Genomic DNA, 24,803 nt, shown 5'->3' on the forward strand with positions numbered 1-24,803 from the left:
GATCTGTACAAATATAGGGCGCAAACAAAACACTCAGAATAGTCGCCAGTTACCCGCCAAATATCACTGCCTCGGGTATTTCAAATCGCTCATGTCCCGCCTGAACTTTATATAAGTCAGCCTCCTTGGTAGCAGAGAAACTCATATCGCCGTCAGCCTGGCTCAAGTCCGCACCAGTTGCCTGTCCATTTGCGAAAGAGATGAAGCGCGAATGCCCATCCGGAAACGTTATCTTGACTGACGCATCCCCCCCCGAATCACGAGCGACGCCAAAACTGCATGTCCTCATGGGTTGCCCCTCGCCCTGTGCGCAAGGAATAGTTCCACGGGCATCGAATACACCTTGCCCGGCACGCTCAGAGTGACTCGCTCGAGAGTTGCTGTTGTTGCTTGAAGTGATACTGATCGTCAGCGTGTAGTTGCTGCTTTCGTTGCGTTTTGCCGCGCTGCCCACGAGGTAGGTACGTACCCTGTAATCACCACTTGAAGGTAAGGTACCTGTCCACTCGTTACCATCAATGGAGCCAATGAAGATGGCAGCGCCCGTCGAATCCGGGGGTAACACATTGACGTAGGCGGCATTGTTGCTGGGCTTAAACACAACGCTCATTGTCTGGCCCTCTTTAGCGCGCAGGACGTAGTCGATGATCTTGCCGCCCTTGAGGGTACCGTTGACGGTCGTCGAACTACTACCCTTGTTGAAATGCACAGGTATGGTCTGAGTATCGGCAAGTGCCGGCAGCCCCATTGCAAACAGGCCAATTGCAACAACAGTAAGTAGCGCCTTCATGAACCCTCCTAGTACCTGGATCTGTTTCTGAGCGCTTTATCGCATTAGCAGACTGTCACCAACCTCTGGCGGCTACGCGGGCTGTGAGCCAATTTAAGGCTAGTGGAGATTGGCCCATGTTCAAATCCGATTTCAGCCAGGTTGGCCCATCCCAGAGATAGCAGAAAGGCAGCTAGGATCCGCTGTTCACTCAGCACGGCTCAGACTTTCGCGAACTGAGATTACCTAGTCCCCAGTAAAGCAGATGCCTGGATCTCAGTTTTGTCCGGCTCAGGTCATCAAATACGGCTGCAATGGGTCGGTAGCTGCCTCTCACCAGCGGCGGAAATCGGCTGTGGATTCAACCGATCGACGCAACAGCCTGATTAAAACACTCGGCGGGAGTCGAGTACCCCAGGGTCTTTCTGGGTCGTTCGTTCAACCGCCGAGCGACCTTATCCAGCGCGTCCTGCGAGTACCGCGAGAGATCAGTTCCCTTCGGAAAGTACTGCCGTAGCAGGCCGTTGGTGTTCTCATTCGTCCCGCGTTGCCAAGGATTCTGTGGATCACAAAAATAGACTTGGATATCCGTCGCCAGAGTGAACCGCTTGTGAGCAGCCATCTCTTTGCCTCGATCCCAGGTCAGGGATTGGTAGAGTTCCTGAGGCAATCGCCGGGCATTCTCGATCAGTGCATTCACCACTGTCTCGGTGTCCTTTCCATCTACTCTCACCAGCATCACATAGCGGCTGCGGCGCTCAACCAGCGTGGCAATCTGACTGTTCTTACTGCCGCACAACAGATCGCCTTCCCAGTGCCCTGGTACCGCACGATCCTCAACGCAGGCCGGCCGTTCGCTGATGGAAAGCGTATCGCTGATGCGGCCATGGTTGTCGGTTTTCTGGGTGTGGTGACGCGACCGACGCATCGCACGGCTACGGCGCAGATACTCCAGTAACTCTTTCTTCAATGCGCCGCGGGCCTGGATGAAGAGACTACGGTAGATGGTCTCGTGTGACACTTGGTCGGCCACGTCCGGATATGTACGCTTCAACCATCCAGCGATCTGCTCGGGCGACCACTGGATCTGAAGCTTCTCCGCAACAAGCTGCGCCAACTTTGGGGACTGGGCAAGCTTGCAAAGCTTGGGGCGACGGGCCCTATCCCATGCCGCCTGTTCAGCTTGGTTGGCACGGTAGCTTCGACAACCACCGTTACGGCTGATCTCGCGGCTGATGGTGGATGGAGCTCGTTCCAGGCGCATCGCTATATGCCGAATCGACTGGCCAACAGCAAGTGCTCTCGAAATCTCCTCGCGCTCAACTAGTGTGAGCGCCAACCTGGAACGTCGTCGAGTAGCTGGGCGAATACCGCCTGTCTCCGCAAGAATCCGCTGGATCGAGGAATGATTCCGGTCGAATAGCTGGGCAATCTGCTGGAGGGAATCACCTGCCTTCCAGCGATCCCACATCAGTGCTTTCTGGCTTTCGGTGTAGTAGATCCGAGGCCTTTGCTTCATCTGCAACACTCCTCCTGATTACACAGGGTTCAGTGTGTTGCGTTCACCGGTTGAATCCACAGCCAGAAGCAGTCATTCATAAGCGGCTACTTCCGGGCAATAGCACCGTTCGCGAGAAGCCGATTTCGACCCAAAGCGATCTGTCGCATGTGGTTGCGATTGACCTAAGAAACAGCAATTCTATACTCAAATCAATTGGGTAGTTCTTGATCACTTTCATTTTGTTCATGAGAGCTCAATCTCAAAGCCACTAACAGATAAGTATCAACTTAAAAAAGGAATAAAAATGAATACTTGGTGGTATGTGATCAAGGGCAAAAAGAAAGGCCCGATTGATATCGAAGAGCTTAAGAAATTAATACAGTCCGGGAGTGTAGGCGTTAAAACGATAGTATGGCGGGAGGGAATGGAGGATTGGAAATCCATCGACGAAGTGGAAGAGCTACGCCCAGCAATATCAGTCATTCCCCCACCACTTCCGTCTAAGCAAGAAGTCAATCCGATAGATTTCCCAATGACAAATCGGTGGTCTAGATTTTTTGCGCGCTTATTTGATGTTTGGTGGGAAACTCTACTCGTCGCGACGGTCTCCACTTATTTCTTAGGTAGGTACTCGGCTCACTTCGTTGAGTGGGTCAATTCCTACGGATCAAGCCAGATTTTCGGTATTATATGTATGCCGTTTGCGCTGATCTTAGATGCCATTATCCATCGAGCCCTCGGCAATACCCCCGGCAAATCTCTACTGGGGATAAGAGTTATAACCCTTGACGGAAAAACCCTGGGCTTCACCCAATATCTTATTCGCAACTTCTCAGTTTGGATTAAGGGCTTGGCGTTTGGTATTCCTCTCCTCAACCTCATCACAATGTCAGTCCAATCATCCAGGCTTAGCAAGGGCTTAGAAGCAAGTTACGACGAATCTTCAGGTTTTACTGTTCGATCAAAATCCCCAAACTGGATTAGAAAAATCGCTTTCGGGATAGCGTTCATATGCCTTTTCGGATTCATAGCCGTTCTTAATGAGGTCGAGAAAAAGTCCGAGCGAGAGTCGAGACTTATGACCATGCAGAAAGACTACTCTTGGGAGAATCCCAAAACCTTGCGGAGCATCAAGGTTGATTCCCGGTGGAAACTCACCACACAGCCAATCAAAAACGGCATGCCGGGATATATATTCACCGAGGCTGCTGGTTATGCTGTGGTCATTCTGGCCATGGAAGAGTTCCCTGGCTATTCACTGAGTCAATACGCACAAGCCTTCCAAAAAGGAACCGCAGCCACTATGAGTTTTTCAGATGGCGGGCGTATTTTTGAGAGAGAGGGACATCAATTCTGGGAGGGCACTGGAGAGATGGTCTCTACCGACAACAATCGCCTCAATGTCCAAATCACTCAGGTTGGCGCCCCCTTCTGGAGGGTAGTGACCATCCAGTCAATCCCTTATGACTACTCCAATGCAATGGTTGATAAGCTCAAAACCGCACTGTGGAGCACATTGAAGTAGAGGAATCAATGGTACGCGGAGTAGCGTACTCTGAGTTTAACCGTCTGTACCGCTTAAACGCATGCTCCCCTCAGCGTCCGCCATCCCGTAAACAGCGAGAATGGAGGTCAGCGGACGCTAGCCATTTAACCGTGATGCTGTTCGCTACTAGCCGGTCGTAGCCTGCCGCGATCGGCTGCTATGGGTCGGTAGCTGCCTCTAGAGGGAGCAGATGATGTACGCGCTCTGCTATTTCTCACCGGTTGGGTCAACTTCTGCCCTCATCTATCCACAACTCGTTGGTCAGGTCGATGCGATCCGTGGTCAGATGAGTGCAATTACGCAGCATGCCAACTCAGCATTCGAAAATTATGGAATTTTCCATAATTCCGCATAATTCCACTTATCCACCTTTCGTACGAGTAGTCCAAGGAGATGCTTGGCTCTCCCCGGACTACATCTCCGCCCGAAGCATTGGAGCCACTCATGCCAAAAGCCTTCTCACTGCGGCTACCCGACAAGCAAGAGGCTGCTGCCGCTGTCGAATCCCTTCTCCAGATGCAGGAGCTTCTGGAGAAGGGAGCAGGGATTCACCGTTTGACACTGGTTTCGGAATCTGGAGACAAGCAGATCCTGCAGGTGCCGGCACTCGCACTACGCCTGTTCGGAGAAATCCTAAGCGAAATCGCCGTGGGCCATGCCGTAAGAGTGGTCGCGATCCATGCAGAGCTGAGCACTCAGGAAGCGGCTAACCTTCTCGACGTATCGCGGCCAACTCTTGTGAAATTGCTGGATGCAGGAGTGATGCCGCACACGAAAGCCGGCAGCCATCGTCGAGTCAAATTCACGGATCTGGTGGCCTACCAAGAGCAGCGCGACGCTGCTAGCCGCGCAGCCATGGATGAAATTGCGGCTCAAGCTCAAAAGCTGCGGATGGGGTATAGAGAAGGCAAATAATTCTTTGTGTTAAGCGCTAAAAGACCACTTAAAGCAAAAAATTGTTTGTGTTACGAGCAGGGCATAGAGGAGCTGTTGCTAGTTCCCAAGAATCAGAGATCGACGCGCTGCAGAGTTACATGGGAAGCCTGACTGAGAAACCCGACGGAAAGTACCTTATGCCGGGTTGAGACCCGGCTCGCACATCCATTCGGTCTCGCCAGTACTATCCCGCTCGTGGGACAAGATTCGGTGTAGCAGAGCACACGACCAATCGACTCGAGCCACGCGTCATCGCCACGTAGAGATGGCGAGCATCCATGTTTTCAGGGTTGGGAATCACCGCAACCTGTGCCTCCAATCCCTTCAATAGCAAGGTACTGCCAATAGCACGCCGAGCTAGCTGTCGGCTCTCATGACGATTGCGTTCGCGCTCTCGGACGGTGGCCTCCGCAAAGGTGCAACCACCTCCGGCCGCCGTCTCCATGGCCCGCAGGCACCCATACAGCACCTCAGGTCGGTACACGCGCGCATGCTCTTGGCGCATCAAAGCTCTTAGCGCTTCCGTGGCCAGCTGATAGGTTGGAGTCGCGGCGAATGCCACCAATGTGGCGTCCACCGGAGTAGCCGGCGTGCGAGCAGCACCTCGTCGCAGGGTGTCCAGGCGTGGCAGTAATGCGGCAGCGCCGACTTGTGTCATCGTCTCGGCGGCAAAATTGACGAGTCGCGTAGTGGCATCCGCTGCCTGCAAGTCAAATGTCCGGCCGAAACTCGTGAGGTCCCCTAGATCTACGGGTTCGACAGCAGTAGCGCCAGGGGTCTGACTGGCCATTTGTCTGCGCCCTCGGGTGTTGCGGCTGTCGCCTATCACCAGGACTTGCCCTTCGGGTGTTACTGACCTTGTAAGCGCTGCCGCCATGCGCTGACGGTCGGCGGTGGCGGGTAGCAATTGAATCCAGTTGACCTCGGCAGGCGTCTGGCTCAGATCGATACTCCCGTCTGATTGCAGCACTCGCCGGCAGTTCAGAAGCCACTCGCCAAACCCGCGGGTACCTGCGTTTATCCAACGCCATGGTTGATTCAGCTCACCGATGAGCGGGAACTGCTGAAGCACGTGTGCGTCCCAGTCCACCAGTTGGTTGCCGGCAAAGCCGAAGATGGCCTGCATAGGATCACCCAGCACGCAGGTAGGTAGTACTGCCGAGAGTGCGTTGACCAAGTCGTGCTGCACCAAGTTACAGTCCTGGTACTCGTCGACGAGCAGGTGAGCGTAAGTTGCCGCCAGCGTATCGCTCACATGCCCCGCTTGTACCAAAGCGAAGGCTCCCAAGCGGATTGCGGGATAGTCGGTGCCTGGGTTTCCCAGCTCAAGAGTGGCGGCGGGTATGCCGCTTCGCTCTGGGAAGAGACCGACCAAGCGCATGGCAAAACCGTCTAAGGTTGCTACGCGATAAGCAGATGCTGGAACGTCGGCGCGTTGCATACGCAGGCGTAGTGCGGCCACACCCGCGTTGGTGTGGGTCAGAATGAGAACAGGCTTGGCGCCGGCATGCTGGGTAAGCGTGTCCGCGATGAGTTGTGTCTTGCCGCAGCCGGCTGGCGCAGTCACGGCTCCTCTGCGGACGGCGAACAAATCGTACTCAGGCGGCATGGGCCCACCCGAACAACTGGTGGATTAAGGCAGTAAACCCGGCTTCCGTTGCTTGGTAGTTGGGACCGACAATTTCCCGAGCAAGGATCTCGAATTTGGTGAGCGACTTGTACCAACCGTTCTTTCGGTTCCGGGACGTCAGGGCCAACAGCAAACGCAGTTCAGGAGAGTATGGCTGCTGTTGTTGGCGTATCTGCAGGATATCGTCCAGGGTAGTGCGCCCCTGAGATTGCGTACTGATATGAGCGGCCACCAGCTCTCTATCGAGAAACTCCACGGCGCGCTGGAGCATGGTGTCCACTGCAGCATCCGGTAGACTGAGGAACAGTTCATCTTCCAGGGCTCGTGCTTCTCTCCATGTAATGAACTCTCCTCCCGCTGCGCGATAGGCCTCTACGACTTCAGGAGTCGGAGGCTTGTCAGCATCGACAAGGACCATGACGCGGTACCCCAGCTTAAGCAGAGCAAGGCCTCGAACAAAGCACCGGTCCGGCTCACCTCCCCCCACGTTTACGTAAGCCGTGCCTGCAGCCAGAAGTGAGCGGTAATTCTGCGCCGTCCAATACTGATCCAAACCTCTAATGAGTCCGACTTCACTGGCCCCTTCGCAGACGATGACACTGCGAGCTAGAAACGCTTCCGGATCCATTCTAATGGTGCTCTGCACATCATCCTCGACACCCACCTCGAGCACCTGGTGAGCCCCGTCTTGTGCCTTTCGCACTACGAAGATCTGGTCGCCTCGAAGCTCCCTGACCGCCACCGGTGAGTGGGTTGTCAGGAATGCCTGCAGCGGTGACGGAGTCTCCTTAGCACCCAGTGAGTCAAGTAGTCGGACGAGCCTGTGCGGCTCGAGCCCATACTCGACTTCGTCCACCAGAGCGATTGAGGCGCGCTGTGCAGCTGCTCGCTGCAGCCCGGCTACCAGCAGACGGGAAGAGCCTGTACCCAGTGAACGCAATGGCACACCTTGCTCATCGTGCAAGGCGATGGCGCCGTCGCTGATGGAGACAGCATGGGCATCCAATAGCGCTTGCGCCTGCTCTCCGACGGGAACGCCTAAGGCGGTAGCCTTCTGGGTGACGATTCGCAGCGTTTCAGCCAGTTGAGCACCTGCCTGGTTGCCGAACGTGGCACGAGCTTCACGAGAGGCGTTAGCAAGCTCTGCGCCCAGGTTGGGGCGTTCTTCTGTAAGCCGGTTGAGTACGGATCCACGAGTCCACGACAGATTAGAGTTGGCGTAGGTACCCAGTCGTGCCGGCGCCAACAGGAGTCGATCTTTCCATGCGATATTGCGTTCCTGGCCCAAAGCCTGGGCGCGCTGGGACACCAACGCCCAGACTGGTTCGAGCTCGCTGTCCACTGTCAGGCGTAGCGAGAGCACGGTTTCGAGCCCTTGCAGTGGTTCGTCCTGCAATTGGCCAGTTGTGCCATCGAACGCTTGCAGGTACTGACCATAGACATCCAGGTTTTTCAGTGCGTCAGGTAGCTGGCCCAAGGTCAGCGTGATCTGGATGGGCTGGCTCACGTCGAGGCCAAAGAAATCGGTGTCCCCCAGCGTAATATTCCGGCGAGCCCCAAGGCACAGGTCGATGGCATCCAAGATAGTGCTCTTGCCGCTGTCACCAGGACCAATCAGGCAGTTCAGACCCGGCGATGGGAGCCAGGTGAGAGAGCGTATGGACCTGAAATTCTGAATCTCTATCTTGCGAATCCGAACCACGCACCACCTCCTTTGATGACATGACCTGCTCCGTAATGCGCGTCGATCCCAGGTCGCTTAGGACTCCTTCTTGCGCCGTCCCACTAATTTTCCGGACGCTGCCATTTGTGCAGCATTTAGTTTGGACGCCTCGCTCTTCGTCATCCACCTGCAATTGCCGGGAAAGAACCCCTGAGCCTTGTCCAGTCTGGAAAACGCCATCCCGGCCTTTGGCGGCTGGCCGACGTCACCGAGGAACTTTCGGAAGTCCAGCCAGGGCTTATGCAGTTCGATGCCTGGTGCATAGTCCCTACTTTTGGGGTTCAACAAACAGTGGACCAACCAACTCCAAGCCTTGTACGCCGCCGTTTTACTGACCGCCTCACCGGGCTTGGATGGGGCCTGAATATCCAAGCGCCCGACGCGAATGCGCCCCTTTGCAGCCGCGACAGTGATTCCACGAGATTTGGCGACATGCTCGGAAGCGGCGCGGACGCTAGGAAAGGGAATCCCGTCGATAGTAATTTGGCGACCGTGCGCCCCACCACTGCCTCCTCCCGGTGAAATGTTGAATCCGTTGGGGGATCGAGTGTTGAGCCTAGAAATCCATTCCCGCTCCTTATTCTCCAGCCCGGCTTTGGTAGTGCCGCGATCAATCTCGCGAATGCTGAACTGATCGGGACCATGCTCCCGAATGGCAGCATGCAGCGAATCAGAACCTTTGATACGCCCCATTGCGGCCTGCTCCACATGGCGTCGCCAGCGTTCCTGGATCGACACAATAGTGAGCCCAACGTATTTACGGCTGGAGGCTTCGTGCTCCACTAGATAGATGGTTCCGTTGGCATAGCCAGGGTTGGGTATCTTCTCGAAGGCATCTTCGGGCTTAACCCCATCAGCGATCCAGCGCGAGATGGTAGCGCTCGATGCCGGAGGGTCCAGGGCACGAACGGCGGACTCCATGTTGGGGTATGTTGTCCCATGGACGGTGACTGGGTTCACGACGCGCTCAGAGCGGAGCAAGGCTTCCTCAAATACCCTCTCGTCACCCATACCCGTTTCTCGGCGCTTAAGCGCCCGCCAGTAATCAACCCCAAGGGTCTTGCACATCGCCTTGAAAGAATCCTGATGCGCAAGCGCCTTGGCACACTGGGGGCATCTCGTACCGCGGAGGTGATTGCTAGGAGACTGCCAGAACACCCCGTGCTCAGGGCAGACAATTTCGCCTTTCACGCCGGCCCCCTGGTAAACAAACCTGCTGTAATCGTAGGCAGGTCCGTGCTGGGCCACTGCACGCTGAATGAAGTTCTTCAGCGGGAGGCTGTCTTCTTTATACTGGCCAAGGAGCTCTTTAGGGCCTGTCATCTTGTTGGACTGACATGCCCTACAGCCCGTGTGGCCGGCGATGTGAGCACTGGCGAGCTGCAAAAATACCTGATCATGCTGAATGCAGCGGATAGAGACCTTATCGGTGACCTTGATATCTGGAGAGACAGCGCTGTAGTCATAACGGCCAGCGTGAACCTTAGAGGATGCCTTTATGAACTGATCGACACCAAGCCGATTGCTATCAAAGTAACAATAGCGGCATCCCACACCGTTCTTGTGGTGACCAGCCGCGATGTCAAAAGCTCCATGCTCTCTGCAAATGACGGTGACCTTGGCGGCACTACTAATGTAACGAACCAAGCTGTAGTCATAGCGCGAACCATGAGCACGGGTAAACGCCTCAATAATTTCGTCTTGTGTGAGCTTTTTGGGCATCGGCAATAGATTTAGTTGGTAAGACTCAAACGGAATACTTGCCTCGAGGCCATTAAGCTTCAACCTTCGGTCGAAGATGAAGGCTCTCTACCAAGCCCTCCCCAGCACGAACTCGCAACCACCAACCTGGGAGCATCTCGCTGAGCCATGATCGCCAGTAGTGCAGACTACACACTGTCACGCTTAAGGCTCCAAAGTCTCGTAGAAACTGTTGGAGAGCTAGGATCACCGAAAGCTGCCTTGCGAAAATCAGCCAACTGTGGATACGGGGTGTCCTCTGTGTAGGGTGTGTAAAAGTCGTCCGAACTCGATGCAAAATGTAAATTTTAGCAGCCAGAAATAGAGAATACGCTACGTTTTTCTTTACGTTTTCGTTGTTTTTGCACGAAGCAATAATCCAAACAATTGATTTATATACGCTTTTTTACTAATCACCCAAAACCATCATCTGCTTGATATCCACTTGACTTCTGAGGTGAACATGAGCCAAGCACAGATCAGCCTCGGCGCCTTTCTCATGGGCAGCGGCCATCACCTGGCCGCCTGGCGCCACCCGCAGGCACCCTCCGGCGCCCTCGGCCTCGCGCACTTCCGGCGCCTGGCGCAGACCGCCGAGCGCGGCCTGTTCGACGCGATCTTCTTCGCCGACAACCTCGCGCTGCTCGGCAGCAACGAACTGGCCGCGCACACCACCCACGGCGAAGTGCTCGACCCGTTGATGCTGCTCGCCACCCTGGCCTCGTCCACCGAGCGCATCGGCCTGATCTCCACGGTCTCCACCAGCTACAACGACCCGTATCTGCTGGCGCGTCGCTTCGCCTCGCTCGATCACCTTTCCGGCGGCCGTGCGGGCTGGAACCTGGTGACCTCCGCCACCGACCAGGAAGCGCAGAACTTCGGCCTCGACCAGCACTTCGAACACGCCGATCGCTACTCCCGCGCTGAAGAGTTCATCGATGTCGCCCGTGGCCTGTGGGACAGCTTCGCGGATGACGCCTTCCTGCGCGACAAGGTCAGCGGCCGCTACTTCGACCCGCAGCAGCTGCGCACGCTCGAACATCGCGGCGAGCACTACCGGGTGCGCGGCCCGCTGAACCAGCCGCGTTCACCGCAGGGCCATCCGGTACTGGTGCAGGCCGGCTCGTCGGAGCCGGGCAAGGTGCTGGCGGCGCGCACCGCCGAGGTGGTGTTCACCGCGCAGCAAACGCTCGAAGGTGCGCGCGAGTTCTATGTCGACCTGAAGGGACGCCTCGCCGAGCATGGCCGCGAGCCGGACGAACTGAAGATCATGCCTGGCATTTCCCCGGTGCTGGGGCGCACCCAGGACGAGGCTGAAGACCTCTATGCCCAGTTGCAGGAGCTGATCGAACCGCAGCTCGGCCTCGCCCTGCTCTCGGGCATGGCCGGCGGGCTCGACCTGTCTCGCTACCCGCTGGACGGCCCGCTGCCCGAATTGCCCCCGAGCAACGCCATGAAAAGCCGGCAGGCACTGTTCATCGACCTGGCCCGCCGCGAGAACCTGACCCTTCGCCAGCTCTACCTGCGGGTCGCCGGCGCGCGCGGACACTGCACGCTGGTCGGCGGCCCGAAACAGATCGCCGACCACCTGGAAGCCTGGTTCAGCGCCGGCGCCGCCGACGGCTTCAACATCATGCCGCCGCTGCTGCCCAGCGGCCTGGACAGCTTCGTCGAGCTGGTGGTGCCGGAGCTGCAGAAGCGCGGGCTGTATCGTCGCGAGTACCGCGGCAGCACCCTGCGCGACCACCTGGGCCTGCGCCGGCCGGAACGGAGATAGGAACGCCCGGCGTGGCTGGCCGTCACCTGATCTTGCCGACCGGTGTGAAGTTACCGGTGAGATGGCCGCCCACCGGGTTCTTCGGCTTGTACTGGGCGTCGTGCTTGAGGCGTTCCTCCACGCTGGGGTCGATCGCTTCCTGCCCGAAGGGCGTGTTGCCGATATCCCGGTAGTACGGCTGGGTCAGCTGGCTATAAGCGCCGCCCAGGAATTCCTTGTAGGAGTTGGTGATGGGAAGCGTCGTCGTGGGCAGGCTCGGGGTCTTGCCGGTGTCCAGCGCCAGGCCGCACTCGATCGCCTTGTTGATCATCCACACCAGGGCGATATCCGACAGGCTGTTGTCTGCGTAACCGCCGCCGACGTTGGCGTGCGCACCGGAGAACCAGACCTGCTCCACGCGCTGGTTGGGTTTGCTCCTGGGGTCCCACAGTGTGCACTGGTAGTTCTTGCGCCACTCATCGATGGCCAGAGCCTGGAAGGCGTTGTGGACGATCGAGCTGAGCTCGGTGTCGTGGAATTCGTAGTAGGCCTTGTTGAACCAGTCGAAGGACTCCAGCGGCACGCCCAGGGCGCCCACGGTGTCCCAGATGCCGAGCATGTGGATGGAAATCACCCGCGAGAAACGGTCCCTGAAGAGCTTGGCGCTGTCGGAGTCGGCGCCCTCGTCGCGGGTCCGGTAGAGGCCATAGGCTTCGTTGGTCAAGTCGATGTGCTCGGGCTTGAGCAGGCCTGCGTTGCGGATCAGCCCGACCAGGCTGCGGGCCGTATAGGCTCCGCGGCTGAAGCCGAAGAGGTAGATCTGGTCACCGGCCTCGTAGGTCCTGACCAGTTGCCGATAGCCATCGAGGATATTCTCGGAAAGCCCCACGCCGAATGCCCCACCGGCGAGGCGGTCGTACCACGCGGTGCCGACGCCCTTGTCGTACCACTTGTCCTGCGTCGTGCCGTTCTGGTCGGCAGGCAGAATGGAAGCATGCAGCTTCCATACATTGGTGCTTTTACTGCCCTTGATCTCGGACTTCGTATCCGGCGTATTCCAGGTCCCGTCAAAGGAAATGATGATTTTCTTGGGCATGTCCTTTCTCCAACGTCAGTGGCTCTGACAGCTCGAAACTTCCGCTTCGCACGTGCTTGCACAGGCGAGGATCCAACCGGAAAAACGAGTGGAGGCGGCTCTCGCAAGAATGCACGACGGGTGACTTTTCATTCTGACCAGAGGTCCGGAGTCCCTTCGACGGTATCGCCCTCGATGGGCAACTGTAGTTCCCCATCGGCAGGACTGCATCGCCGCACAACGGACTGCGCATCGACCGGAAAACCGAAGGTCTCGAAGTAGAACCGTGCACCGTCCTCCAGTTCCGATCCCTTGCCGTCGCAGAAGCGCACGTTCGCGGAGTTCGCGTAGCCCCAGGTACGTCTTTCCAGTCACTCGTCAGGCGTTCATTACTTCGGCGGAAATTATGACAAAACAACCAATATTGACGAACACGTCATTTTTGATAGATTCCGTTCCACCCGGATCAACTGATCCGGGCCCCTCTCCCGGATCCGGATCTCCCAATGCATAACAACAATGAGTTCCTCCCCGAATCGGTCGACGTCCTGGTCGTCGGCAATGGCCCGGTCGGCGCCACGCTGGCGTCCCTGCTGGGACGCTATGGTGTGGACTGCCTGGTGATCGACAAGGCCCATGACGTCCTGCCCCTGCCGCGTGCCATCGCCCTGGACAACGAAGCTCTGCGAATTCTCCAACTTGCCGGACTGGAGGAAGACGCCTTCGAGACCGTGGTCATTCCCCATGTAAAGATGCACTGCCCCATCGTCGGCCAGTTCGGCCAGGCCAATACCAGCGGGCGCATCGACGGCCATCACAAGCTGGTGACCTTCTATCAACCGGACCTGGAGCGCGCCATGCGCAGCCAGGCGGAGCAGCACGGGACCCTGCGCTGCCGGGGCGGCCTGGAGCTGCGGGACTTCACCCAGGACGCCAGCGGAGTCACCGCCGTCCTGCTGGATGAAGCTGATGAGCCGCACTCGCTGCGCTGCCGCTATCTCGTCGGTGCAGACGGCGCGAGTTCACGGGTACGCGGGCTGATCGGCCAGGAGTTCAACGGCCAGAGCTACTCGGAGGACTGGCTGATCGTCGATGCCGGATCACGCCAGGGAAAAGCCATCGACCATGTCGAGTTCCTTTGCGACCACCGCCGCCCGACGCCGCACATGCCCGCTCCCGGTGGCCGCGAGCGTTGGGAATTCATGCTGCGCCCCGGTGAAACGCGCGACGAGATGGAGGATCAGGAACGCATCCGCGGACTCCTGGCGCCCTGGATCGAGCCACAGCAGTTGAAGATCGAACGCAAGGCGGTTTACCGCTTCCATGCCCGCTGCTGCGAGAGCTTCCAACAGGGCCGGGTGTTTCTGGTCGGTGATGCCGCGCACATCACGCCGCCCTTCGTCGGCCAGGGCCTGGTGGCAGGCCTGCGCGACGTGGCCAACCTCGCCTGGAAACTGTCCTGGGTGCTGCAAGGGCGCGCCACGCCGCGGATACTCGACAGCTACGACCAGGAGCGCCAGCCCCATGCCCGGGAAATGATCGACCTGGCCAAGCTCATGGGTCGCCTGGTGATGCCGAGCAACGCAGTAGCGGCCGCGCTGATCCACAGCTTCATGAAAGCGTTGCGGATCATCCCCGCGGCTCGCCGGCACTTCGAGGAACTGGACATCAAGCCCAGGCACCGCTTCCGCCGTGGCCTGTTCGTGCGCAGCACGCGGCGCGCCCGAGTGGCCAGCGGCGGCCTGTTTCCTCAAGCCTGGGTTCGTAGCGCGGGGCGCATCTGCCTGAGCGACCAATTACTGGGGGACCGCCTGCAACTGGTCGGCCTGGGCACCGACCCGCGCCGCTGGCTCGACTCGGCGCAACAGAAGCAGTGGTTCGACCTGGGCGGCAGCTTCCTGCAGATCGGCCATGCCCGCGACGACAGCCGCGCCGATTTCGCCGAAAGCCTCGACGGCGCCCTGCTCGCACCCTGGCCCGACCCGGCACTGGCCGTGGTGCGCCCGGACCGCATCATCATGCATCAGTGCAGGCCCGAGAAGGCCGGCGAGCTGCTGCGGCACTGCCAGGCATTGCTGCGGGCATGAGCGGGTACCGGTCGGCCACGGGCATCCCGTATCATCGCTGCAGCCCTGCAGACGGATACCTGCCATGACCGACCGACAACCCCACGAAGACGCCACCGTGCCGCTCACCCGTGGGCACAAGAAGCGCGCACGCACGCGCCAGGGCCTGCTCGATGCAGCCCTGCGCGTGTTCGCCCGCCAGGACGTCGCCGCCACCGCCCTGCAGGATCTGGCGGCGGAGGCGGAGGTCTCGACCGGTACCATCTACAACTATTTCCGTACCCGCGAAGAGCTCGCCGAAGCGGTGGGCATTGCCCTGGCTGGCGACTTTTCCGAAACCATCTCGGCGCTCAGCGAAGGTATCGACAGCGGCTCGAAGCGCCTGGCCATCGGCGTGCGCATGTTCGTTCTGCGCGCACAGTCAGACCCGCAATGGGCCAGTGCGCTGCTGCGCGTCATTCATTACGACCAGGCCATGCACTCGACGCTGGCCGGCCATGTGCGCGAGGACCTGCGCGGCGGTCTGGCCGAAGGCGTGTTCAACTACGCCAACGAAGACATCGCTCTGGACCTGGTGATCGCCGGTGCCACCGGCGCCATCCGCGCCACGCTGGAAGGCCGCGCGCCGCAGGACCAGGACATTCTGCTCAGCGAAATGCTCCTGCGCGCCCTTGGCGCCAGCCCGGCCAAGGCCCGGAAGATAGCCGCCCTGCCCTTGCCACAGGGCGACTGAGCTCGCTTCAGGGCCGCGCCACCCAGAGCCGATAACGCCGCGACTGCTTGCGCAACTTCAACTGATTGCCAATAAGCGCCAGCAGCGGTGACGTGCGCGGGTTGGTCGGGCGCCCCTGGCTGAGCAGCGTCAGCTGCTTCTTTACCACCGACTGGGTGGCCACGGCGGCGAAGGCCTTGTTCTTCCACGCCACGACTATCGGTTCGACCTGCGCGCCCTCGCCGGCCTGCCAGCGCCGTGGCAGCGTTGGATCGACCGCCAGGGCCGTGGCCATGCCCACCATCGCCACTGGTCCCTGCAGGGCGCGTTCGGCGATCTCGCGCCGGCGAATACCGCCGGTGACCATCAGCGGCATGCGTGCCGTCGCGGCGATGCGCTCGGCGAATTCGAGGAAGTAGGCCTCCCGCGCCAGCTTGCTGCCGTCGCGGGTCTGGCCCTGCATCGCCGGGCTTTCGTAGCTGCCACCCGACAGCTCGACCAGATCCACGCCCCGCTCGTTGAGCAGGCGCACCACGGCTTCGGCGTCCCGCGCCTCGAAACCGCCACGCTGGAAATCAGCCGAATTGAGCTTCACCGCCACACAGAATTCCGGTGCCACCCGCTCGCGGATCGCCTCGACCGTGCGCACCAGGATGCGCGCCCGATTCTCCAGGCTGCCTCCCCAGTCGTCTTCGCGCCGGTTGCTCAGCGGCGAAAGGAACTGGCTGAACAGGTAGCCGTGCGCGGCATGCACCTGTACCCCGGTGAACCCGGCGCGCTCGGCCAACAGCGCGGCATTCAGATAGCGCTGGATCAGCCCGTCGATTTCCGCACTGGACAACGCTCGCGGCTGGGCGAAGACGTTCTTCAAACCGGGAATATCCACGGCAATGGCCGACGGCCCCAGGGCCGGCTGGCCGAGATCAGCCATCAACTGACGACCCGGATGGTTGATCTGCATCCAGGCCTGCGCGCCGTGACTACGACAGGCCTCGGCCCAGCGGCTGAAACGCGGCAGCAGGCGGTCATCTTCCAGCACCACGCCGGCCGGCCCGGTCAGCGCGCGGCGGTCGACCATCACGTTGCCGGTGATGATCAGCCCGGCGCCGCCTTCGGCCCAGCGCTGATACAGGCGCAGCAAGGTATCGCCGGGGGCGTGGTCGGCATCGGCGAGGTTCTCTTCCATCGCCGCCTTGGCAATTCGGTTGCCAATCACCTGGCCATTGGGCAGACGTAGCGGCTCGAATAATTGACTCATGGTTTCAGTCCTTCAGGTGTTGGGCCAGGGCGGCGAAGGGCTTGCCAGCGCTGCGTCCCAACCAGTGCAAGGTCGACTCGGATTCATACGGCAATGCCACGGCCAGCGCTTCGCCCGGCGCGGCGAAGCGCGGGAACAGGCTCAACGCGTGCCCACGACCAATGCCAGCGAGGTCCGCCGTGCTCCAGACGCGGCTGGCGGCGAGTGTGCTGACCTGCTCGGCCACTAACGCTTGCGGCGCGAACGGGAAGTCGCTGCCGAACAGCACCTGGCCGGGCTCGACCAGCTCGCGCAGTACCGCCATGGACGGTGCGGCCGGTGCCAACGCGGTGTCGAAATAGAAGCGCCGAAGGTAGGTCATGACGCCCAGCGGTGCCTGGTCCTCGAACTGCGGCAGCGCATTGGCCAGCGACACCCGCCACGCCGCATACGGCAGGAAGCCGCCGGCATGAGCGAGGATCCAGCGGATACGCGGATAGCGTTCCAGGGTGCCGCTGAGAATCAGGTTCACTGCTGCGCGGGTGGTATCGCAGACGAACTCCAGCAGGAAGCCCGGTGCGGCCAACCCCAGCGTCTGGCTGCTTGGATGCAGGTTCGGGTGGAGGAAAACCGTCGCCCCGCGTTGATCCAGCTCGGCCATCAACTCGTCGAAACGCGCATCGCCGAGGAACACGCCGTCATTGCTGGCCAGCAGCACCAGGCCATCGGCCTCGAGCACATCCAGCGCGTACAGCGCCTCGGTGCACGCCACTTCGGTGGCCGGCAGCGGCACGCAGGCGAAGCTGCCGAAACGCCCTGCATGCCGCTGGCCCAGCTCCGCCGCGAACTCGTTGCAGCGGCGCGCCAGTTCGGCGGCGGCACGGTCGTTGCCGAACCAGACACCGGGCGACGAAATCGAGGTGATTGCGCTCTGCAGGCCTTGCTCGTCGAGCAGCTCCAGCGAACGCTGTGCCGACCACTCCGGCAAGGCGACCCCCGCCACCTTGTCCAATCCCTGGCGACGCAATGCTTCGGCGTAGAACGGCGGCAGGATGTGGTGGTGCACGTCGATACGACCGGGCACCGGTGGTGACGGAAGCTGCACGGGAGCAACGGCATCGGATGGATCACCTGTCGGCGACAGGGCGGGCAGTTCAGCGGCCAGCAACGAGGCGCTGGCGAGCACGCCGGCGCCCATCACGAATTCTCGACGATTCATGTGATTCTCCCCGAATCAGCGGCTTCGCACACGTTCGACGTAGGCACCCAGCGGCCGGGTCAGGCTGCGTTTCACCCGGCTGCCGAGGGATTCGCCACTGAAGATCGGCGCCGCGGCCACCTGCTCCTGCGCTTCACGGTACTGCGGGAACAGGCTCAGCGCGTGGCCGCGGTTGATCCCGTAGCGCTGCGTGTCGGACCACAGGGTGTTCTGCTCCAGCGTCTGGCAGGACAACGTGGTGACCGGCGCCGGAGCGAAGGGGAAGTCACTGCCGAAGAGAATCTGCGAGGGTTCCACCAGTTCCTTGAGCGCCGCCATGGAGTAGCGCGACGGCGACAGCGCCGTGTCGAAGTAGAAGCGCTTGAGGTAGGTCATCACCCCCTGCGGAGCCTTGTCCTGGAACTGCGGCAGGGCGTTGGCCAGGGACACGCGCCAGGCCACGTAGGGCAGGAATCCGCCGCCGTGGGCGAGAATCCAGCGGATGCGCGGGTACTTCTCCAGCGTACCGGTAAGGATCAGGTTCACCGCCGCGCGGGTGGTGTCGCAGAGGAACTCGACCAGGAAGCCCGGTGCGGCGATGCCCAGCTTCTCGCTGCTTTCGTGCATGTTCGGGTGGACGAAGACGATGGCCGCGCGGCGGTCCAGTTCGGCCATCAGCTCGTCGAAACGCTCATCGCCCAGGAACACGCCATCGGTACTGCCCAGCAGCACCACGCCTTCGGCCTTGAGTTCATCCAGCGCGCGAACGGCCTCGCGGCAGGCGGCTTCGGTGAAGGGCGTGGGCAGCACGGCGAAATTGCCGAAGCGCCCCGGATGATCGACGCGCATCTGCGCGGCAAAGTCGTTGCAGCGCATCGCCAGCTCGCGGGCCTGCTCAACTCCCCCGCCGAAGTGCACGCCCGGTGCCGACAGCGAGGTAATGGCGGTCTGGATGCCGTTGAGGTCCATCACCTCGATGGACTTCTGTGGCGACCATTTCGGCAGCGGTGCACCGGCCACCATGTCCAGGCCCTTCTTTGCCATGGTCTCGACGAAGGCCGGCGGGATGATGTGGTGGTGCACGTCGATTCGACCTTGTTGGATCGTCATTGTTGTTGTCCTTGTGTGATCCGGGAGGGTTCAGGCAGCACGGGCAATCTTCATGGCCTCGTTGAACCACAAGGCCACCGCGAAGCGCCCCTGCAGCTGGCACTGCCCGCCTTCGACGGCGCGCAGCATGTCGGTCTCGTCGCGGCTGAGCATCACCCGCAGCGCGTCACTGCTGCGCTGCCAGTGCTGAGTAAAGTCCGGCCGGCGGTGCTCGCCACGGTGCAGGCTGAGCACCCCGCCACGCAATTGGTAATAGCCGCCGACGCCATCGCCCGTGCGGATCTGCAGCACGAAAGAGTCCTCGTGGAGCAGTTCACGCAGGCGCGCCGAGCGGCGCTCGGCCCGGCGCAGCAACGGGATGGACGCGAGCAGGAGCAGGCGCAGTTTCAGCGAATCGATGAACAGGCTCATGGTCAGCGGGCTCCGCGCAGACGGTTGAACAGCGAATAGCAATCGACCGGCAGGCTGTCGCCACGCCAGCACACATGCTGGTCAGGCCGTACCAGCACGAAGCGCCGCTCGTACAGGCTGGCCAGGTATTTCTCGTGGATCGGCAGCACGCTCAGCGGTACGCCGCACTCCCGCGCCGCCTCCTGCAGCGGCGCACAGGACTCGGCATCGGCGTCGAACGCCAGCAGGGTGAAGGCGCCGAGTGCGAGCTGATCGAACAGCGCCGTGCCATCCTCGCGGAACGCGCTGGGCAGGCGCGCACCGGACCAGGTGGTGGGCGTGTAGCGAATCTCTTCGTAGGCCGGCTCGCTGGCGGTGTCTGCTTCGATCGCCGGCGAGCCGTGGTAGCGGTAGCCGATCTCCACGCCCAGCGATTCGTAGAGCCTTGAGACCTTGCGCTCGAACTCGCGCCCGGCGGCCTCGCGCGCCGCCTCCCCGGCCGCCCCCTGGGCAAGCAGCGCATCGTCGCGGCGCATCTGCGCCTCGAAGGTCGCCGCCGCACATTTCTTCACGTGGTCGCGGTTGCGCTTGGCCACGGGCAGGCGCTCCGCTTCGTAGCTTTCCAGCAGGCGCGGGCCACCCCAGCCGGCCAGGCAGGCCGCCAGCTTCCAGGCCAGGTTGTGCGCCTCGGCGACTCCGGTGTTCATCCCCAGCCCGCCGGTGGGCATGAACTGGTGGGTAGCGTCACCGGCGATGAACACCCGCTGCCGGCCGAACGAGCGGGCCACCAGGAACTGCGGACGCCAGGGACCGGACTGGACGATCTCGTAGCGCAGCCGGGTGCCGAGGGCGGCGTCCACCACGCTTTCCAGCGACTCGCCGGGGCGCGGCGCAAAGGGTCGGTGCAGCACGTAATCGTTGCGGCTGGCGTCCGGCGACACCAGCAGGCCGGCGAAGCCCGGCCGGGTCAGCCAGGTGTGCCAGTAGGGCTGGTTGTTGGGGAACAGCCCGGCGATCTCGTCGGAGCGCAGGTGGATGATGAACAGCTCGCCGACCAGGTCGCGGGTGCCGTCGTAATCGATGTTGAGGAAGTTGCGCACGCGGCTGTTGGGCCCGTCGCAGCCAATCAGGTACTGGGCGAAGAACTGCTGCGCTTCGCCACTATCCACTTCGTGGGCCATCGCCACCACGCCGGTGGAGCTCTGCTCGAAGCCATACAGGCGCCAGCCCATGCGCAGTTCGATGTTCGGGTCGGCTTCCACCTCCGCCATCAGCACCGGCTCCAGGTGCATCTGCGCGATGCGCTGCATCGACTCCAGCGGCAGGCTGCCGTCGCGACAGGCGCGGATGGCCTGCTCGGCCTGACTGACCGGCTGGTAGATCAGGTGACGGTCGGACATCACGCTATAGAACGGCCCGCTGGCCGACGCCGCCATCGCCGAATACTGGTTGGCATCGGTCGGGTTGCCGGCCGCGCGGATGCGTTCGGTCAGGCCCAGCTGGCGGAAGATTTCCATAGAGCGGCAGTTCACCACGTCCAGCTTGGGATGGCTGGTGGTTTGCCGGCGGTCGTTGAGCAGCACCGAGCGAACGCCCAGGCGGCTGAGGTTCAGCGCCAGGGTCAGGCCGACAGGTCCGGCGCCGCTGATGAGAACGGGGGTGTCGATCATGCCGCCACTCCTTGGGGTTGATTGCTGTGACGGACCAGCGACAGGCCGGCGAGGAAGCGCTCGGCGACGCGACCCAACTGGTCGGCGCGGCCGGCATCAAAGACATAGCGGTCGGGCCGGATCAGCACGAAGTCCATGTCGGCTTCGTCGAACCAGTCCTGCAGCGCGCCGGTAGGGTCGCCCAGCACGGGGCCGGCCGGGTCTTCGGCGAACTCCAGCACGCGCAGGTCCACCTGTTGTGCCAGGCGCTCCAGCTGGGCGCGCTGGCTATCGAGGCAACCGCGCCGGGCAAGCAAGGCAAAGCCGTGGCCAAGCGCCTCGTCGAGCAGTACGCGCTCGCCCTCCTCGTCCCGCAACACTTTCGGTTGCAGGGCCAGGTGACCGGACAGCCGGTGCCCCCAGCCGCAGAAACCGGCAGCCAGCGGCTTCTTGCGGTTGGCCTTGTCGGCGAAGGCCTTGTTGGCGAAAGGCAGCATCCCGGCGATGCGGAACAGCAACCAGTCGCGCAGGAAAGCCACACTGCGGTGGCGGGTCTGGATTACGTTGCCCAGGAACATCGCGCCATTGATGATTTCGCGCACATGGGCCGAGCGTTCGGCCTCGTAGTCGTCGAACAGTTTCTCCCGCGCGGCACCACGCAGCACCATATCCAGACGCCAGCACAGGCTGCTGGCATCGCGCACGCCCGAGCACATGCCCTGGCCGAGGAATGGCGGCATCTGGTGCGCCGAATCGCCAGCCAGGATGATCCGGCCGTTGCGCCAATTGTTGGCCCACAGGCCGTGGAACTTGTAGTAGGCGATGCGAGTGATCTCGATCTTGTCGAGGTCGACGAAGTCGCGCAGTTGCTGGCGCACCAGGTAGGGATCGGTTGCCTCGCGCTCGGACTTGCCGCCGGTGACCATGAACTGCCATTCGTAGTAAGGGCCGGCCATGGGCACGTAGGTCACCGGCTGCGCCGGGTTGCACACCTGCGAGTGATTGGCCGGCAGCAGCGCATCCTTCTCGCCGGAGCGGGTCTTGGTATCCACCACCACCCAGGCCTCGTCGAAGTCGGCCGACTCCAGGCGTAGCCCGGCCTCGCGGCGGACGAAGCTCTTGCCGCCGTCGCAGCCGATCAGATAGCGCCCCTGGAACACCCGCTCGCTGCCGTCACGCTGCACGGCGGTGGCGCGCACGCCTTCGGCGTCCTGCTCGACGCCGGTCACGCGACAGCCATACACCGGAGTGACATTGGGGTAGCGCTTGAGCCCATCGTGGAAATGCCGCTCCAGAGTCGGCTGGTGGAACCACCAGGCGCCGGGATGGCCATAGCGGCGGTCCTGGCTGCCGATGCGCGAGCGAGTCACCGGCTTGCGCCCGGGACGCAGGATGATCTCCATGTCGGTGAAGGATTCGCTGGTGCGGCCGATGTCGTCGGCCAGGCCGGCGAACTGGAAGATGCGCATGATCTCGTCATCGAAGTGCACGGCACGCGGGGCGTAGTAAAGGTCCTCGTCGCGCTCAAGGCCGACCACCGACCAGCCGTAGCGGCCCAGCAGATTGGCCAGCACGGCACCGGTGGGGCCGAGGCCAACGATGATCACGTCACAGGTTGTCGTTGTTGTTGTGGACTCTTGCATTGCTTGCTCCAGGGGAAGACATCGCCGAATCATTTTGAACACCAGTGTTCAATTCAGTCAACTGGAGATCAATCATGATTCCATTTGCCTAACCGAACCCGCTGTCCAGAGCGTCTCCAGAGCACTGCCGCCGTGCCGGAAAGGCCCTGAACACAGGGGAAACCGAGGAGAAAACAGGAAAAATGACGAGCAATGTACCCTGTTGACTTATTTTGAACGCACGTGTTCAATCACTCCAAGCTTGACGTTGGAGCCGTCTTTTCATGGAAACCCTCAACCCCGTACAACGCCGCATCCACCAGGCCGCCCTGCGCCTGTTCGCCGAGAAGGGCGCCAGCCAGGTGAACATCAGCGACCTCGCGCAGGAAGCCGGTGTGGCGCGGGGCACCATCTACAACAACCTGCAGTCCATCGACGACCTCTTCCAGCACGTGGCCAGCCACCTGGCGGCAGAAATGCACCAGCGCGTGGTGAAGAGCTTCGGCGAGACCTCGGACCCGGCCCTGCGCCTGGCCAACGGCATCCGCTTCTTCATCCGCCGGGCCCACGAGGAGCCGCACTGGGGCGCCTTCATCAGCCGCTTCTCGATGAGCGAGGAATCGCTGCGCGGCATGTGGTTCGGCCCACCCACGGCCGACCTGCTCAGCGGGCTCGCCAACGGCCGCTACAGCTTCCGCCAGGAGCAGCTGCCGTCAGTGATTTCGATGATCGCCGGCTCCGTGCTCAGCTCCATCTTCCTGGTCCTGGAGGGCCACCGGACCTGGCGCCAAGCCGGTAGCGACGCGGCGGAGCTGACCCTGCGCGCGCTCGGTGTAGCGCCGGAGGAAGCGCGCAGCCTGTCCACCGGAGAGCTGCCGGTGCTGCCACCCGCGGACTGATCCACCCGAACCTGCCAACGCCCCTTTTCAGGGGCGATGGCGAAGCCTTGCCTGACGAAAGCCACGGAGAACAACAAGCATGAGCCGTCAGCCCCCTTCCGCAAGTCAGTCCGCCGCCCTGGCGACGCCGCAACCGGCGCGCCATCCGCAGCCGACAGTCAGGGCCCGCGCGCTGGCCCACCTGATCTTCGAGCGCCCGGACCTAGAGCAGGCCGAACGCTTTCTCGGCGACTTCGGCCTGACCCTGGCGCGTCGTGATGCCGACTGCCTGCACCTGCGCGGCACCGGCCCGGCGCCCTACTGCTATCGGGTGGAGCGGGCGGCGCAGGCGCGCTTCGTCGGCTTCGGCCTGGCCGTGGAAACCCGTGAAGACCTGCAACGACTGGCGCGCCTGCCGGGCGCATCGGCGATCCAGAAAGCGGGCACGCCCGGCGGTGGTGAAAGCGTGACCCTGCGTGACCCTTCCGGCTTCGTCGTCGAGGCGATCCACGGCCAGCAGCCTGCCAGCGAACTGACGCACCGCCCGGCGCTGCCGTTGAACCAGGTCGACGAGGCGCCGCGGATCAACGCTACCCAGCGCCCGCCCGTGGCGCCGCCGGACATCATCAAGCTCGGCCACGTGGTGCTCGAAGTGGCCGACTACCAGGCCACCTGCGCCTGGTACACCGAGCATTTCGGTTTCATTCCCAGCGACGTGCAGGTGCTGCCCGATGGCTCCCCGGCGGTGGCCTTCCTGCGCCTGGACCTGGGCGACACGCCCGCCGACCACCACACCCTGGCCCTGGCCCAGGGCTTCATGGCCGCCTACAGCCATAGTGCCTACGAAGTGGTGGATGCCGACGCCGTCGGCATGGGCCAGCGGGTATTGCGCGAGCGCGGCTGGAAGCATGCCTGGGGCATGGGCCGGCACATTCTCGGCAGCCAGATCTTCGACTACTGGCAGGACCCCTGGGGCGACAAGCACGAGCACTACTGCGACGGCGATCTGTTCACCGCCGAGCGCCCCACCGGGCTGCACGGCGTCAGCCCCGAAGCGATGTCGCAATGGGGCCAGCGCATGCCCAAGAGTTTCACCAAGCCGGCGATGAACCTGCAGAAGCTGCGCATCCTGCTGCACAACCTGCGGCACAGCCCGGACCTGACGCTGCGCAAGCTGATCACGCTGGCGCGGATGTTCGGCTAGGCCCGCAGCACAACCAGCAGCACAACCAAAAGCACAACAACAATCGCCGCCCCGACGCGGT

19 protein-coding genes are annotated in these 24,803 nt (G+C 61.6%); 7 read left to right on the forward strand and 12 right to left on the reverse strand.

Going from position 1 to position 24,803, the window contains the following annotated elements; translation table 11 throughout:
- Nucleotides 1-49: 49 nt before the first annotated feature.
- Both ACNFH5_RS22325 and ACNFH5_RS22330 read right to left on the reverse strand, forming a co-directional pair.
- Nucleotides 50-790 carry a hypothetical protein gene (locus ACNFH5_RS22325; RefSeq protein WP_416749761.1) on the reverse strand — a complete coding sequence of 247 codons (741 nt, stop codon included), beginning with the start codon at nt 788-790 and terminating at the stop codon, nt 50-52.
- A gap of 340 nt (nt 791-1,130) precedes the next feature.
- Nucleotides 1,131-2,288 carry an IS30 family transposase gene (locus ACNFH5_RS22330; RefSeq protein ID WP_124082581.1) on the reverse strand — a complete coding sequence of 386 codons (1,158 nt, stop codon included), beginning with the start codon at nt 2,286-2,288 and terminating at the stop codon, nt 1,131-1,133.
- 286 nt (nt 2,289-2,574) lie between these two features.
- Here ACNFH5_RS22330 and ACNFH5_RS22335 point away from each other — a divergent pair, with 286 nt between their 5' ends.
- Both ACNFH5_RS22335 and ACNFH5_RS22340 read left to right on the forward strand, forming a co-directional pair.
- On the forward strand, nt 2,575-3,795 hold the full coding sequence (locus tag ACNFH5_RS22335; protein WP_416749763.1) for a GYF domain-containing protein: 1,221 nt from the start codon (nt 2,575-2,577) through the stop codon (nt 3,793-3,795).
- 465 nt (nt 3,796-4,260) lie between these two features.
- On the forward strand, nt 4,261-4,731 hold the full coding sequence (locus tag ACNFH5_RS22340) for a helix-turn-helix domain-containing protein (protein ID WP_416749765.1): 471 nt from the start codon (nt 4,261-4,263) through the stop codon (nt 4,729-4,731).
- A 205-nt stretch (nt 4,732-4,936) separates the two neighbouring features.
- Here ACNFH5_RS22340 and ACNFH5_RS22345 read toward each other — a convergent pair whose 3' ends face one another.
- From ACNFH5_RS22345 to ACNFH5_RS22355, 3 genes are read right to left on the reverse strand one after another with little or no spacing between them, the layout of a single operon-like run.
- The gene (locus ACNFH5_RS22345; protein WP_416749767.1) at nt 4,937-6,361 is read right to left on the reverse strand and encodes a UvrD-helicase domain-containing protein; all 1,425 of its coding nucleotides are present in this window, start codon (nt 6,359-6,361) and stop codon (nt 4,937-4,939) included.
- Complete coding sequence (locus ACNFH5_RS22350) at nt 6,351-8,084, reverse strand: ATP-dependent nuclease (RefSeq protein ID WP_416749769.1); 1,734 nt, start codon at nt 8,082-8,084, stop codon at nt 6,351-6,353. Before ACNFH5_RS22350 ends, ACNFH5_RS22345 begins: the two co-directional genes overlap by 11 nt.
- A gap of 57 nt (nt 8,085-8,141) precedes the next feature.
- Nucleotides 8,142-9,827 (reverse strand): GIY-YIG nuclease family protein, encoded by a 1,686-nt coding sequence (locus ACNFH5_RS22355; protein WP_416749771.1) that lies wholly within the window; start codon nt 9,825-9,827, stop codon nt 8,142-8,144.
- A gap of 481 nt (nt 9,828-10,308) precedes the next feature.
- Between ACNFH5_RS22355 and ACNFH5_RS22360 the strand changes: the two genes are divergently transcribed.
- Entirely contained in the window at nt 10,309-11,622 is a 1,314-nt protein-coding gene (locus tag ACNFH5_RS22360; RefSeq protein WP_416749773.1) for an LLM class flavin-dependent oxidoreductase, read from the forward strand.
- A gap of 22 nt (nt 11,623-11,644) precedes the next feature.
- On the opposite strand, the gene ACNFH5_RS22365 is transcribed toward ACNFH5_RS22360, so the two are convergent.
- Nucleotides 11,645-12,697, reverse strand: coding sequence for a DUF2235 domain-containing protein (locus ACNFH5_RS22365; RefSeq protein ID WP_416749775.1), 1,053 nt, complete (start codon nt 12,695-12,697; stop codon nt 11,645-11,647).
- A gap of 485 nt (nt 12,698-13,182) precedes the next feature.
- Between ACNFH5_RS22365 and ACNFH5_RS22370 the strand changes: the two genes are divergently transcribed.
- Together ACNFH5_RS22370 and ACNFH5_RS22375 are read left to right on the forward strand one after the other, a co-directional pair.
- A complete protein-coding gene (locus tag ACNFH5_RS22370) occupies nt 13,183-14,763 on the forward strand; it encodes a bifunctional 3-(3-hydroxy-phenyl)propionate/3-hydroxycinnamic acid hydroxylase (protein WP_416749777.1) in 1,581 nt (526 codons plus the stop codon).
- A 64-nt stretch (nt 14,764-14,827) separates the two neighbouring features.
- On the forward strand, nt 14,828-15,475 hold the full coding sequence (locus ACNFH5_RS22375) for a TetR/AcrR family transcriptional regulator (RefSeq protein ID WP_416749779.1): 648 nt from the start codon (nt 14,828-14,830) through the stop codon (nt 15,473-15,475).
- Nucleotides 15,476-15,482: 7 nt separating this feature from the next.
- On the opposite strand, the gene ACNFH5_RS22380 is transcribed toward ACNFH5_RS22375, so the two are convergent.
- Genes ACNFH5_RS22380 through ACNFH5_RS22405 form a run of 6 tightly spaced genes read right to left on the reverse strand, consistent with a single transcriptional unit; the run spans nt 15,483 to nt 22,681 of the window.
- Nucleotides 15,483-16,712: an NADH:flavin oxidoreductase/NADH oxidase family protein gene (locus ACNFH5_RS22380; RefSeq protein WP_416749781.1), complete on the reverse strand. Its 1,230-nt coding sequence runs from the start codon at nt 16,710-16,712 to the stop codon at nt 15,483-15,485.
- Nucleotides 16,713-16,716: 4 nt separating this feature from the next.
- A complete protein-coding gene (locus ACNFH5_RS22385; protein ID WP_416749783.1) occupies nt 16,717-17,910 on the reverse strand; it encodes an amidohydrolase family protein in 1,194 nt (397 codons plus the stop codon).
- 15 nt (nt 17,911-17,925) lie between these two features.
- Nucleotides 17,926-18,999: an amidohydrolase family protein gene (locus ACNFH5_RS22390; RefSeq protein WP_416749785.1), complete on the reverse strand. Its 1,074-nt coding sequence runs from the start codon at nt 18,997-18,999 to the stop codon at nt 17,926-17,928.
- 30 nt (nt 19,000-19,029) lie between these two features.
- Nucleotides 19,030-19,410, reverse strand: a complete 381-nt coding sequence (locus ACNFH5_RS22395; RefSeq protein WP_416749787.1) for a hypothetical protein — start codon at nt 19,408-19,410, stop codon at nt 19,030-19,032.
- A gap of 2 nt (nt 19,411-19,412) precedes the next feature.
- Nucleotides 19,413-21,059 (reverse strand): FAD-dependent monooxygenase, encoded by a 1,647-nt coding sequence (locus tag ACNFH5_RS22400; protein ID WP_416749789.1) that lies wholly within the window; start codon nt 21,057-21,059, stop codon nt 19,413-19,415.
- A complete protein-coding gene (locus ACNFH5_RS22405; RefSeq protein WP_416749791.1) occupies nt 21,056-22,681 on the reverse strand; it encodes a bifunctional 3-(3-hydroxy-phenyl)propionate/3-hydroxycinnamic acid hydroxylase in 1,626 nt (541 codons plus the stop codon). The genes ACNFH5_RS22400 and ACNFH5_RS22405 overlap by 4 nt, the downstream gene beginning before the upstream one ends.
- Before the next feature lie 263 nt (nt 22,682-22,944).
- Between ACNFH5_RS22405 and ACNFH5_RS22410 the strand changes: the two genes are divergently transcribed.
- Both ACNFH5_RS22410 and ACNFH5_RS22415 read left to right on the forward strand, forming a co-directional pair.
- On the forward strand, nt 22,945-23,559 hold the full coding sequence (locus ACNFH5_RS22410) for a TetR/AcrR family transcriptional regulator (protein WP_416749793.1): 615 nt from the start codon (nt 22,945-22,947) through the stop codon (nt 23,557-23,559).
- A gap of 79 nt (nt 23,560-23,638) precedes the next feature.
- Nucleotides 23,639-24,742, forward strand: a complete 1,104-nt coding sequence (locus ACNFH5_RS22415; protein ID WP_416749795.1) for a VOC family protein — start codon at nt 23,639-23,641, stop codon at nt 24,740-24,742.
- Nucleotides 24,743-24,803: the final 61 nt, after the last annotated feature.

This window comes from Pseudomonas sp. NY15435, from assembly GCF_048068295.1.
Lineage (GTDB): Bacteria > Pseudomonadota > Gammaproteobacteria > Pseudomonadales > Pseudomonadaceae > Pseudomonas.

Excerpts from the sequence above, each read along its gene's own strand:
- ACNFH5_RS22370 (WP_416749777.1), top strand. The coding sequence starts at position 13,183 with ATGCATAACAACAATGAGTTCCTCCCCGAATCGGTCGACGTCCTGGTC.
- ACNFH5_RS22380 (WP_416749781.1), bottom strand. The coding sequence starts at position 16,712 with ATGAGTCAATTATTCGAGCCGCTACGTCTGCCCAATGGCCAGGTGATT.
- ACNFH5_RS22360 (WP_416749773.1), top strand. The coding sequence starts at position 10,309 with ATGAGCCAAGCACAGATCAGCCTCGGCGCCTTTCTCATGGGCAGCGGC.
- ACNFH5_RS22335 (WP_416749763.1), top strand. The coding sequence starts at position 2,575 with ATGAATACTTGGTGGTATGTGATCAAGGGCAAAAAGAAAGGCCCGATT.
- ACNFH5_RS22330 (WP_124082581.1), bottom strand. The coding sequence starts at position 2,288 with ATGAAGCAAAGGCCTCGGATCTACTACACCGAAAGCCAGAAAGCACTG.
- ACNFH5_RS22345 (WP_416749767.1), bottom strand. The coding sequence starts at position 6,361 with ATGCCGCCTGAGTACGATTTGTTCGCCGTCCGCAGAGGAGCCGTGACT.
- ACNFH5_RS22365 (WP_416749775.1), bottom strand. The coding sequence starts at position 12,697 with ATGCCCAAGAAAATCATCATTTCCTTTGACGGGACCTGGAATACGCCG.
- ACNFH5_RS22375 (WP_416749779.1), top strand. The coding sequence starts at position 14,828 with ATGACCGACCGACAACCCCACGAAGACGCCACCGTGCCGCTCACCCGT.
- ACNFH5_RS22405 (WP_416749791.1), bottom strand. The coding sequence starts at position 22,681 with ATGCAAGAGTCCACAACAACAACGACAACCTGTGACGTGATCATCGTT.
- ACNFH5_RS22390 (WP_416749785.1), bottom strand. The coding sequence starts at position 18,999 with ATGACGATCCAACAAGGTCGAATCGACGTGCACCACCACATCATCCCG.
- ACNFH5_RS22340 (WP_416749765.1), top strand. The coding sequence starts at position 4,261 with ATGCCAAAAGCCTTCTCACTGCGGCTACCCGACAAGCAAGAGGCTGCT.
- ACNFH5_RS22325 (WP_416749761.1), bottom strand. The coding sequence starts at position 790 with ATGAAGGCGCTACTTACTGTTGTTGCAATTGGCCTGTTTGCAATGGGG.
- ACNFH5_RS22395 (WP_416749787.1), bottom strand. The coding sequence starts at position 19,410 with ATGAGCCTGTTCATCGATTCGCTGAAACTGCGCCTGCTCCTGCTCGCG.
- ACNFH5_RS22410 (WP_416749793.1), top strand. The coding sequence starts at position 22,945 with ATGGAAACCCTCAACCCCGTACAACGCCGCATCCACCAGGCCGCCCTG.
- ACNFH5_RS22385 (WP_416749783.1), bottom strand. The coding sequence starts at position 17,910 with ATGAATCGTCGAGAATTCGTGATGGGCGCCGGCGTGCTCGCCAGCGCC.
- ACNFH5_RS22400 (WP_416749789.1), bottom strand. The coding sequence starts at position 21,059 with ATGATCGACACCCCCGTTCTCATCAGCGGCGCCGGACCTGTCGGCCTG.
- ACNFH5_RS22355 (WP_416749771.1), bottom strand. The coding sequence starts at position 9,827 with ATGCCCAAAAAGCTCACACAAGACGAAATTATTGAGGCGTTTACCCGT.
- ACNFH5_RS22415 (WP_416749795.1), top strand. The coding sequence starts at position 23,639 with ATGAGCCGTCAGCCCCCTTCCGCAAGTCAGTCCGCCGCCCTGGCGACG.